General features: G+C 63.4%; 9 protein-coding genes and 1 pseudogene. 5 read left to right on the top strand and 5 right to left on the bottom strand.

Features of this window, described 5'->3' with window-relative positions; translation table 11 throughout:
* The first annotated feature begins 37 nt into the window (after window positions 1-37).
* A complete protein-coding gene (locus ACAM49_RS07575) occupies window positions 38-1,582 on the top strand; it encodes a CBS domain-containing protein (protein ID WP_369634727.1) in 1,545 nt (514 codons plus the stop codon).
* 334 nt (window positions 1,583-1,916) lie between these two features.
* Here ACAM49_RS07575 and ACAM49_RS07570 read toward each other — a convergent pair whose 3' ends face one another.
* Window positions 1,917-2,498 carry a hypothetical protein gene (locus ACAM49_RS07570; protein WP_369634726.1) on the bottom strand — a complete coding sequence of 194 codons (582 nt, stop codon included), beginning with the start codon at window positions 2,496-2,498 and terminating at the stop codon, window positions 1,917-1,919.
* Window positions 2,499-3,174: 676 nt separating this feature from the next.
* Between ACAM49_RS07570 and ACAM49_RS07565 the strand changes: the two genes are divergently transcribed.
* The 3 genes from ACAM49_RS07565 (at window position 3,175) to ACAM49_RS07555 (ending at window position 4,755) form a co-directional block, all read left to right on the top strand.
* Window positions 3,175-4,080, top strand: a complete 906-nt coding sequence (locus ACAM49_RS07565; RefSeq protein WP_369634725.1) for a helix-turn-helix domain-containing protein — start codon at window positions 3,175-3,177, stop codon at window positions 4,078-4,080.
* Window positions 4,077-4,283: a DUF397 domain-containing protein gene (locus tag ACAM49_RS07560; protein WP_369634724.1), complete on the top strand. Its 207-nt coding sequence runs from the start codon at window positions 4,077-4,079 to the stop codon at window positions 4,281-4,283. Before ACAM49_RS07565 ends, ACAM49_RS07560 begins: the two co-directional genes overlap by 4 nt.
* Before the next feature lie 145 nt (window positions 4,284-4,428).
* Window positions 4,429-4,755: a hypothetical protein gene (locus ACAM49_RS07555; RefSeq protein WP_369634723.1), complete on the top strand. Its 327-nt coding sequence runs from the start codon at window positions 4,429-4,431 to the stop codon at window positions 4,753-4,755.
* A gap of 50 nt (window positions 4,756-4,805) precedes the next feature.
* Here the strand turns inward: ACAM49_RS07555 and ACAM49_RS07550 are convergent, their stop codons facing one another.
* From ACAM49_RS07550 to ACAM49_RS07540, 3 genes and pseudogenes are all read right to left on the bottom strand, one after another.
* On the bottom strand, window positions 4,806-5,138 hold the full coding sequence (locus ACAM49_RS07550; protein ID WP_369634722.1) for a hypothetical protein: 333 nt from the start codon (window positions 5,136-5,138) through the stop codon (window positions 4,806-4,808).
* 430 nt (window positions 5,139-5,568) lie between these two features.
* Window positions 5,569-5,685 (bottom strand): annotated as a pseudogene (locus tag ACAM49_RS07545) (DivIVA domain-containing protein); the annotation flags it as partial.
* 226 nt (window positions 5,686-5,911) lie between these two features.
* A complete protein-coding gene (locus ACAM49_RS07540; RefSeq protein WP_369634721.1) occupies window positions 5,912-6,172 on the bottom strand; it encodes a hypothetical protein in 261 nt (86 codons plus the stop codon).
* A gap of 426 nt (window positions 6,173-6,598) precedes the next feature.
* Between ACAM49_RS07540 and ACAM49_RS07535 the strand changes: the two genes are divergently transcribed.
* A complete protein-coding gene (locus ACAM49_RS07535) occupies window positions 6,599-10,150 on the top strand; it encodes an AAA domain-containing protein (RefSeq protein ID WP_369634720.1) in 3,552 nt (1,183 codons plus the stop codon).
* Window positions 10,151-10,739: 589 nt separating this feature from the next.
* On the opposite strand, the gene ACAM49_RS07530 is transcribed toward ACAM49_RS07535, so the two are convergent.
* On the bottom strand, window positions 10,740-11,426 hold the full coding sequence (locus tag ACAM49_RS07530; protein WP_369634719.1) for a hypothetical protein: 687 nt from the start codon (window positions 11,424-11,426) through the stop codon (window positions 10,740-10,742).
* Between the last annotated feature and the right edge of the window lie 2 nt (window positions 11,427-11,428).

Here is an 11,428-nt window from a genome sequence, read left to right as displayed (position 1 = left end):
TCTAGGCAGGCATGTAGGGGGAAGGGAAGTGCTGCCCATGACTGACGGCGCCCATCAGGGACGTGAACCGCGTGCTTGGCTGATCCGCGGCGGTAGCCATGGAGAACGCGAAGCCCAGGCTCTGGCCGATGGTCTGGCAATCGTGGGCTGGGAGGAAATGGGCGATCTGAAGGCCTACTCGACATGGCCCGAGCTGATTGCGGCTCTCCAGCTGGCCTATCCTGAGGTCGGCCGGGCGGTTATCGGCAACTGGGCCGGGCAGCTCTGGAAGTTCGATACGGATATCAAGCACGGCGACTACATCGTCATGCCACTGAAAACCTTGCCAGGGCAGGTGGCGATCGGGCGTGTAAGCGGGCCGTACGAATATCGCGCCGAGGAGCCTGCGGAGCTGCGCCATGTACGGAAGGTCGACTGGATTCGGAACGATATCGCGTGGGATTCGATCCGGCCTGACCTTCGTGCAAGTCTCGGCTCGTTGCTGACGGTGTGCGGTTTGGTTCGACACGACGCTGCCGGTCGTATTGCACATCTGGCCGAGCACGGTGTCGACCCCGGGTTCACCGGTGATGCCGAAGTAACCAGTGCGTCCGAACTGTTGGGCGATGCCGCCGCCCGCGACCCCGGCACACCGAGGACCCTCACGATCCGAAATCTTCTCGAGCACTGGGGAGCCGAACGTCGTACTGCTGCCGTCATTTCCACGATCAAGTCCGATCTCGCGAGCAAGGGGCTGACAACGCAGCCTCCGTTCACCGAGGGCGACCTGAGCGCGGTTGTCGCGCTTGTACCGCTCGGAACGGAACCTGACACCGAGTCAACCTTGGGCTATGGCACGACCGCGGTGGAAGACGTCAGTGAACTCGAACCGATGTCACTGCGACTGGGCGGCCTGCCCGCTCGGCTTGTGTCGGTCTCCTCGGACGTCGATCTCACCTATGCCAAGACAATGATGGTACAGCGAAAGTTCTCTCAGCTGGCTGTGATCGACGCCGACGGCACCTATCACGGCGCAGTGACCTGGGAATCGATCGGGCGAGCACACATGGCATTCGAGAATCCGTCGTTGCAGAACGCGCTAGTTCGTGCGCCGGTGGTCGATCACGATGCGCTGCTGCTAGACCAGATCGCGGTGATCTATGACAACGGCTTTGTCTTCGTACGCGACGCGGATCGAGTTCGTGTCACCGGTATCCTCACCGCGGCCGATCTTACCGCACAGTTTGGTACGCTCGCCCGTCCTTTCGTCCTGATTGAAGAAGCAGAGAACCGATTGCGCTGTGCGATAAACATTTTCGAATTCGAGGAGCTCAGACCTGCACTTCCAGGCAATCTCCGAAACCGAGCCACTGGACCCGCCGATCTGACCTTCGGATGCTACAAGCACATTCTCGCCGACCCTGGCCGCTGGGCGAGAATCGGCTGGAAGCTCGACCAGGGACAGTTTCTTGCCTTGCTTGAGACTGTACGCAAGATCCGAAACGAGCTAATGCACTTCGCGTCTGACCCTCTGTCCGACGAGAAGTTCGCCGCGGTCAACGGGCTGCTCGAGCTGCTGCGGACAGCCGAGCCGAACCTCTAACGTCGGGCAGAAAGTCTGCTTCCCAACAGTACTCATGCTGAGCTGGCGCTTTGTGAGGACATTTCGGAGAGCCTCAGGCTGCCGATCTGGACACCGTGAAGCGCCGAAGAATGCCTCGACGGCCGGGCGTTGCACGCTGGTGTCCTGGTTGTATCGCTTGGGCTGCACATAGATTCGATCCAGGCCGAGAGAGCTTCCTAATCGATCGCTCCGTCGAACCCGCCAGCCGAAGCCGCGTATGTGGGTTGCGTTTTGTTCGGTGCCGCCATAACTCACCGTCACCACGAGGTCGAACACCGGATGCTGCAAGAAGTTCGGGTGCTCGGCGAAACGCTCATTCGGGATCGGGTTCGAGTCTTTCGCTGGGCAGGACGCCCACGATCAGATCGCCGTACGCATCGCGGTACCGAACGATTGCGAACCATCGTTTGTCCGATGTCTCCCGCCAACGCAGCACGCTGCCGTGCCTGATGCCTTCGTGCGTGCTTACCTGGCAGTTTCGCAGTAATGACTCGTCGGTTCGGAGTCGATCGCAAACGGGACACGCGAGAGGCGTTGCACGAGCGCGGATGTTCTTGTACTTGCGCTGAACGATGTTGCGATTGCCATCGCATTTACGGGCCAGTGCCAGGTCGACTGCGAGAACATCGCATTCTGGAGTCGTATGGTGGATGGCGGTAGCAGGATAGCCTGGATCAACGAGCGTCCAGACCATCTCCTCGGCTGGCACAGTGGCCGGTGAACGCGGAGCGTAATCATCCGGAGGTCGCCAGCCTGGTCCTGATACATCAGCCCATCGGTCAACGATTAAGACGTAGCGCGAAATAGGCTGGTGCACAGTAGCTTTACCGATTCGGTGACCGATATAGGGCAGCGTCTGGTGGCCGGGGGTGATGTCGCCGTCGGCCTTGGGCATCTGCGACGGAGGGTGGTTACGCGAATCGGCTTCCTTTCGTCAGCAGTGTGATTCGGCCGCGGGTGCTGATCCGCCAGCGGCCCGGGTGGTAGCTGGGGATGATCAGGCCGCGGGACTCGAGTTGAGCGAGGGCGTTTCGGGTTCGCCAGGTGGTCAGGGTGGATGACTGTTGGATCTGCACTGCGGTGAGTGTTTTGTCGAGATGGAGGGCCGTCAGGACGGCTACCTCGGCGGGGGTCATTGTGCGGCAGCCTTCGGTGGGTGGGTTCGATGTCTTCCAGGTGAGGCGTCGCTCGGACGGGGGATGTCGAGGTGGCCGCCTCCGGTGAGTGAGAGGCGGAGGGAGGTGCGGGTTTTCGAGTGGCTATCGGAGTAGAAGCCCCAACAGGACCAGAGGATGACGGTGGTGCAGATGGTGATGATGGACAGCATTGCCCATGCGTCCCAGGGCATTACGGGCCTCCTAAGACGAGTACGGACCATTGGTGATCGGTGCTTGCTTCCGATGTCTGCCAGTAGAGGCTGCAGAGTTCGGGTGCGTGGTGAAATTTGGATGAGCCAAAGGAATTCGTCCGTTTGGCCAGTCCGGATTCCATCGGGCGCGCACAATGAATCCGTAGTTCAGCAAGCAGTCACCCATGATCGGGCGTGCGTGCCATCCAAAGATTTTGGAGCGATGCTGATGCGCAAGAATCCGACGACGATTCCGCGGCGGCAGTTGGGGAGGCAGCTGCGGGAGTTGCGGCAGGCGGTGGGGCTTTCGCTGGCCGATGCGGCGAGGTTGATCGAGCGGGGTGCGGGGACGTTGCAGCGGTTGGAGAAGGGGGAGAATCCGCGGATTCGGCAGCTTGATATCGAGGCATTGTGCAGGTTGTACGGTGTGGCGGAGGAGCAGACGTTGCAGATGAAGGCTCTGGCGCTGCAGGCAGATCGGAAGACTCGCCCACCGGATGATTCGTACTGGTGGACCAGGTACGAGGACCTGATCCCGGCTAACTTCGAGACGTACATGTCTCTAGAGGCTGCGGCGGAGCGAATCACCATGTACCAGCCCGATACGGTTCCGGGCATCATCCAGACTGCGGATTACGCACGGGCACTGGACCGGGTTTTCTTCAGTTCGGACAGTGGCGCGGAACTGGAACAACGGGGCCAGGTGCGGATGCAGCGACAAGCTGCGATCACTCGCCGACTGTCACCGATCGAGGTCGATCTACTCCTGGACGAGGCTGTGCTGAGGAGGGTCGCGGGCTCGCGCAGAATCATGGCGGCACAGCTTCGCCGCCTGGCGGACACGCCTCCGAACGTCCGGGTGAGGGTAATCCCATTCAACGCTGGGTTTCCGGTGGGTGGCCACGTCGGACCCTTTGTGATGCTGGAGTTCCCGATTGATCCCGCGACTGCTGAGCCGGTGGAGCCCACCACGATCTATGTCGAGTCGTACGGGACACGGTTGTACTTCGACAGCGAAACCGATGTCTCCCGTTACCAAGACGCCTATCGCAAGATCGGCCGAGTAGCGTTGAGCGAGGCGGATAGTAAGCATCTGCTGAGGGTGGCTGCGAAGGAGTATGAGGCGTGAGTGATCTGATCGGAGCGCGGTGGTTCAAGAGCAGCAGAAGTCAGGGCGGCGAGGCGTGTGTTGAGGCTGCGCATCTACGTGCCGGGCAGGTGGCCGTACGGGACTCGAAGCTGGGGGAGTCCAGTCCGATCCTGTGCTTCAACGGAGCAGCGTGGGACTGCTTCACGAGCGCAGTGAAAGCCGGTAGCTTCGACCAGCCGTAGCCGCTGGTTCGGTCGTCCCATCCGATGCCCTCAGTCAAGTGCTGGATTCTGAGTGGGTCGCTTCCCGCTCCGATCATGCTGCTGGGCAAAGGATTTCACTGCCTACGATGGCGGCCGGTGCCGTCCTCTGGCAGGATTGCCCGTCATGGCCCGCTCCACCAATATCACGATCAATGGCAACTCGGTGCGGCTCACCGAGGACCAGGTTTTCCTCGCGACCCGCGGTCGAACGCCCGAGAAGATTCAGACCTACGCGGTGCTGGTTAACGACGCGCTGTGGCCTCCGATTCAGCTGATTACCTTGGCTACCGGCATCCCAGGATCTGCGGATTCGGTCAACAACTACAACTCGCACACGGCGCTGAAGGCACTGAGCGAGTTGGGGTTTGACACCTTCGAACGGGTTGAGTATCAGGCCAACGGTCGCGTTGCCGTTCGGGAGAGCCGGAAACTCTCGGCTGGCAAGCCGTAGGCACTGTTCGGCAGGCCTCGACCAGATCAGGTTCGAGGTCAGCGAGCTTGCTATACGGTCTGACTGGGCGGTGTGAACCAGGTCGGCGAGTCGGGGCGGTCTAGGAGGCTGCGCTGGTCCGGGTGTTCCTTTAGGAATCGTAGGATCGCCTGAAGCGTATTCGGTTCGGCGGCAAGCAAATAGGCTGGGATAGCGATCCAGTCGGGGGTATCCCATTGCAGGGGCAGGTGCAGGTGCTGGATGCCGGGATGAGGGAGCCGTAGGTGGATCGCGATCAGCGGATGGCCAACCGCGGAGGTTCGGGTGGTCTCCGGGGAAATCGCTGCGATGTCGTCCCAACGGATGGCGATCTCCTTGTGGATGCCCATGGTCGGGGCGCTCATTCCCGGCGGATCTCGTCCGGATACAGCGCGACGGTCCATCGCGTGTAGATGACGGCAAGGAAGAAGAACATCACCGCGGCGACGATGGCGAGGACCAGCGCCACGGTCGCTCCACTGAACTGTCTTTCTACGACGGCAGTAGCACATCGCCGAAGCCGCGTTTCCATGCGATCCATGCCGAAATGCCGTATTCGGCAACTCCACCGAGCAATAGCAAGAGCATCGGCGTCGACTGCTTGGACCGAATGACAACACCGGCCTCAAACCGGCGCAATTGCGCAGGCGTCATTTCCTGCGAATATCTCGGTCATTGTCCCGGGTGGGCGGTCGCGGCCTTCTGCCGCGCGTCACCGCCAGCCTGACTCATCTAGACCCTCTGCCGTGGCTTCCCCAGTGGCGGTTACGCTTTGCCCAGTTGATCGCGGAGTTGGGCGATCACCGCTGCTTGGTCGGCGACGACTGTCTTCAGATCGGAGTTCTCCTCGATCACCCGCGACATCTCTTGTTCCACCAAGTCGACGAAGGCGTCCACTTCGTCCTTGTTGTAGCTCATTCCTCGACTCGGCTCGAAGTTCTCCTCGTGCTCACCATCGACCATGCCGTGATGCTATCCAGGTTGCCGACCGGCACGCCCGGGTTCGGCCCTGCCGTAGCCAGCTGACGATGCTGCCGGAGTCCACCGCACTCATCTGTGAGCGATGCTCTTATTATACTTTTCGCACCGGAAACGCAGTTATGGGTGTTGCTGTTGTACTTTTCGCAGCCGGGTTGGTCTACTTCGGACCTTTGCCGTAGCCGAACTGACGGGTCAGGTACCAGTTGATCTCCTCGAAGACGAAGAGGTTGGGCTGGTGGTACTCGGTTCCGATGATGAGGACCTCCGGGGTGATGCACTCCAGCGATTCCGTTGGGGCGATCACCAGCAGATCGACTTCGCGCACATGCCCGGTGTTGGCCGTGAGGGTGAAGTTTGACCACGCGTACCAAAGCTCGTGATCGGCAGCCGCGCGTCGCACCGACAGCGGACGCGTCATCCGAGCCGCGACCGAGCGCCTCAATCGGTCGGTGAATCGGTCGCCGCGACCGCGCGATCCTTCGACGCGGCGAATCGCGCGGGGCGGCAGAGCGATTCCCGGCGAACCACTGTGACGGCACCCGAAGATCACGTACCGTCGGATCGGTAGAACCGCGTGCCGGGTGACGTGTTCGGGTGACAGGTGGTTGGGGGCAGGTGCATGGGTGGGCGGCGTAGCGCCAAGGCGGAGCGGAACCGGCGGGCTGGTGTCCTGCGGTATTGGCGGGCCGTCGAATACTTCAGTCCCCCCAAGGTCGATCCCGTCGAACCGAGCAAGGGCATGTTCGCGGCCACGCGTGGCCGTCTGCTGCCATGGCAACCCGGGTACGAGCCACACAAAGCATTGGCTGCAAACTGTGCATGGCAGCACACCGTGTATGCCGGAGTGTTCGAACTGACCAAAGTCCGTGAGGTGCTCGGCGCGCTGCTGCGCGCACCCGACGACGACATCGACACCGACACCGACACTCGCACCAGCGGCCACAGTGCCGTTCTCAGCTTCCGGGTGAACCAGGCCGGATTCCTGATCCGGGACTCGGTGACGCTGTCGTCGTGTGCGTGGGCGCTCGGGCGCACCCTGGAGCCGGGACCTAATCACGAGCAGTGGCTGGAGGGTTTCGACGCCGCCCAGGACGAGATCCTCGCTGTCGCCTTCGGCATCGGTGACGGTCTGCTGCCGATCACCACGGCGTCGACGGACGGCGCGCGGTCGGCGCTGGGAGCCATCGCCGGCGTCACGGCCCGGGTGGCGGTGCAGTCGGCGGTGGCGGCGCTCACCGGGCCGGTCGGGGATCTCGCGGGTTCGGTTGCCGCGCAGGTGTTCTCCACGGTGGGGGAGCAGCTCGCCGACCGCGCCGAGGACGCCGTCACCGATCTGCTGGTCGACGAGCAGGACGAAACAGACGAGGATGAGGGGGGCGACGACGCGGACGAAGAGCCACCGCTACTCGGCGTCAAAGTGCTCGACCTGGACGACCTGGTGGCGCTCACCCGATGGGTGGCGGAAACTCTCGGCATCGCGGAGGTGCTGTTGCCCAACGCTATTCGCATCGAGAGCTTCCAGGTCAACTCGCGCCTCGCCGACGAATCCGGTGGCGGGGACATCCTCAACAGCTTCCATGTCGACGACCTCGCGCGGATCGCCGACGCGGCTGAAGCGGACGACGTCGGAGCCGCCCTGACGGAGTACCTGCGTGACAGCGCGAGCGTCACCGCCGGACGCACGGATGTGCGGACTGCCCCGCACACAGTGCTGCGGTCCCTCGCACCCCACGCCATGCCGGCTGGGCGCTGGCCGGCTGAGCCCACCCGGCCCCTGGCGTTGAGCCAGCAATTCGCGGTCAACACCATCCTCAACCAGCTGCGAGATCCGCAGTCGCGCGGGATGTTCGCGGTCAACGGCCCGCCCGGCACCGGTAAAACCACCCTGCTGCGGGATCTGATCGCGGCGATCGTCGTCGAACGCGCCGAGGTGCTCGCCCGGCTCGACGAGCCGGCGCAGGTGTTCACCGCGGAGGCGTACGTCTGGCGTACCGCCGAGACTGGGGGAGTATCGCATCCCCGTACCGTCCGTCCGCTCATCGCCGAGCTGTGCGGGTACGAAATGGTGGTGGCCTCGTCCAACAACGGCGCGGTCGAGAACATCACCCTGGAAGTCCCCGACCTGGGCTCGATCGACCGGGAAACCTTCCCCGACGCGAAATACCTCGCCGAGCTGGCCACCCAGCTCACCGGCGCGCCCGCGTGGGCGGCAATCGCCGCGCGGCTGGGGCGGCTCAAATTTCGGGGCGATTTCGTCGAAAGGTTCTGGTGGGGCTCGAACAACCCCGACTCCGGGGGTCTCATGCACCTGCTGAAATCATTCGGCGACGCGCTCGCGGCGGGCCGGGAAATCGAGGGCGCGCTCACCTGGGAGCAGGCGGTCGCCCGATTCGACGAGGCGAAGGCGCGGGTGCGTCAACTCGCCGCCGTGCGCCAGTTGGTCGCCGACATCCTCGAGCGCAGCGCGGGACCCGACGCCGAACTCAACCGGCTGCGCGGGCAGGCGCTCGACGCCGAGGAGTATCTCAAACGTGTTCGCCGACACAGTGATTCGATTACCGCGGAACTGGAGCGGGCCCGCGCGGTGCGGGCAGGAGCCGTGCAGACGCTGGGCGCGGCGCGCATCGAACTCGGTCGTGCTGACCTTGTGGTCGATCAGGCGGCGGGCCGGGTGGAGGACGCGGAAACCGCTCTGCGTGAACATGATCGGGGCCGTCCCGGTCTCCTCAAACGTCTGCTGTCGTGGGGTTCCGGTGCGGTCTGGGAGAGCGAACGGTTGCCGTTTCTGCTGCAGTGCGAATGCGCGGACGCCGACCTCGTTGCCGCCGAACGGGCCCGCGCGGCGTGGGTAGCCGAGGTCGGTCGGTGTCAGCGCGCGGCGGACGATGCCGCCCAGGCGGAATCCGAGTGCGCTGAGCGGCTCGCCGAGTGCCGACGCGAAATCGCCGCGGCACGTACCGCTGTGGAGCGCGCCGACCAGGGCATCGAAGAGCGTCGTCGCGCACTCGAGCGGGAACAGCGCCTGCTCGCCGGGGCGCGGCGCAAGTGGCCCGACTCCGTTCCCGGCCCGGAATGGGAAGCTGCCGTCGATGATCGAGCAGCCATGGAGATCCGCGAGCGCTCCGCGCCTTGGATGGACGAGGAGTTCGCGACCGCCCGCTCCGAGGTCTTCGTGGCCGCACTCGACCTGCACTTCGCGGTGCTGACCTCCGAGCCGATGCTGGTGCGGGAGAGCCTGTTCGGCGTCATGGACATCGTGCGCGGCCGTGCCCCCGATCTGATCGACGAGGCCGTGCTCGCCGCCTGGCAGCTGTTGTTCTTCGTGGTGCCGGTGATCTCCACGACCTTCGCGTCCCTGGGACGGATGTTGGGGCAACTCGGCCGGGAATCATTGGGCTGGCTGTTCATCGACGAGGCCGGTCAGGCCGCACCCCACGAGGCAGTCGGCGCGCTGTGGCGGACCCAGCGGGCCGTGATCGTCGGGGACCCTCGACAGCTGGAACCGGTCATCGTGCTGCCGTGGTCGGGCCAGCGTCGGCTATGCGGTCAGTTCGGCGTCGATGCGCAGTGGACGCCGCAGGGCTCGTCGGTCCAGTCGACCGCCGACCGGCTCAACAGGTTCGGGACCTGGCTGCCCGATCTCGAAGGGCGCGGCCAACTCTGGGTTGGTGCGCCGCTTCGGGTGCATCGCCGCTGCGACCGACTCATGTTCGAAGTCAGCAACGAGATCGCCTATGACAATCTGATGGTGTACGGCACGGCGGCACCCCAGGGTGAGGAGTTGCTGGCGGCCCACACCTGGCTGGATGTTCCCGCACCGGATTCCGGCAACAAATGGAATCCCACAGACGGCCAGTATGTGCTGGCCACTCTCAACTTGATCCGTGACCGGGTCAAAAAGCGTATGGAGGAAGAGCTCTCCGCCCTGACACCAGACGACGAGCCGCCGCCGTGGGCGCGGACCGACCGAGACAAGGCCGACGAATTGAAGCGGCGGGTCGCGCGAGCCGTCTTCATCGTCAGCCCCTTCCGAGACGTCGTCGCCGGACTGCGCACCCTGCTGAATCCCCGTGTGCCCGCCCTGCTCGGAACCGTGCACACCACGCAGGGCAAGGAAGCCGACATCGTCATCCTCGTGCCGGGCACCGCGGTCAATCAGTCCGGATCCCGCGACTGGGCCGCACAGACCCCGAACCTGTTGAACGTCGCCATAACCAGGGCCCGACGGCGACTGGTGATCGTGGGCGACTACTCCACCTGGTCGCGCCACCGCAACTTCTCCGTCCTCGCCAGACACGGCACCCCCGACGGCACCGGCATGTTGACGGTTAAAGACTCGTCAAACTGGTCGACCCAGGGAGCTCACACCGTCGACTGGCGGCGATACGACGGCTGAGGGAACATGGCAGCTGTAGGCGTGTTCGCCCGCGACCGAGGTGACGTAACGGATGGTCCTGAAACAATCAGGGCGACAGCAGATTTCATCGTGAATCCTGGTAGCGGGTGGTGACGACTGGCATGAAGTTCCGCTGTGGATCGCTACACCGCCATCATGATCAACGGCTGCTCCACCCCGCTCACCGAAGAACAGATCTCTCGCCACCAAGGATCGGACACCGGATGATATTCAGATCTACAGCGTTCTGGTTGTGGCCGCCCATCCAGCTGATCACCCGGGCGACCGGCGTCCCGGGCACGTCGCGGCCGGTCAACAACTGTAACTCCCACACTGCGTTGAACGCGTCCAGGGGTGACGGCGCGACGAACTCGACTTGCGGCTATGGATGCCGGCGAGCAATAGAGACCACCAGCGTATCGGTTAGGTCGGGGCTTGCGAGCAGGTCGGCGATATCGAGAAATCTGTTGCGCCAGAGCAGAATTTCGTTGGTTCGATTTTCGGCGTCCAGTATCGCGAGGACGCTGGAGACAGCCTGAGCGGCGCCGTTCGCGATCCGGAGTGCTGTTCATTCGGTCGCGTGGAGGGTTTACTTGCCTGCGGGTAGAGGCGCAGGGGGTTGCTGGATGAAGGGGTTGGGCATGAAGGGCTCGCAAGTCTGGCGTGCGAGATCATCGGACTGGTCGGGGTGTTGGACGAAATCTGCGTCGGCGTTGCCGACTACCAGGAGGCGGGGGGTTTGAGATTTCTCGCCGGTTGCGGATGGTTCATCGGTGAGGGCGACTATCGAGCGGTAAGGCACGTAGTGCAGGTTGGGATCGCTCAATTCCAGATCGCCGTCGCTGGCCGCGGAATACGCACCAGGGGTGTTGTACATGCAGTAGGTGACGACCCACCGATTGTCGGGTTGATCGCTGACTGCGACGGTTCGGTAGATTACCTGGCCGGTTTCTTGGCGAGGTCGAATACCGTCCGATGTCCATCTTTGATCGTGACTGACCCTGGAGTCGATCTGGGAAATCAGGGAGTCGTCCGGATGTACCTGCATCTCGGACTTCAGGACCTTCGTTTCGAGAGCAAGGTCCGCCGCAGCCGATTCCTTACCCGTCAAAGGGACCGCATTGTCGTGTCGGAACATGAGAGGGGGATACGGAAACGCGGAGGCGGCTGTTGTCGTCCTCTCGGACCGATCGTCGGAAGATGTTGTGCTCGAACATGATGCGACGGAAAGCAAGGCCAGAGCTGCGCACGCCAGTGTCGTAACGGTCTTCTTCAAGC

Source organism: Nocardia sp. JMUB6875, assembly GCF_041154655.1.
In the GTDB taxonomy this organism is placed as follows: Bacteria; Actinomycetota; Actinomycetes; order Mycobacteriales; family Mycobacteriaceae; genus Nocardia.
This window is presented reverse-complemented; position numbering and strand designations above follow the sequence as displayed.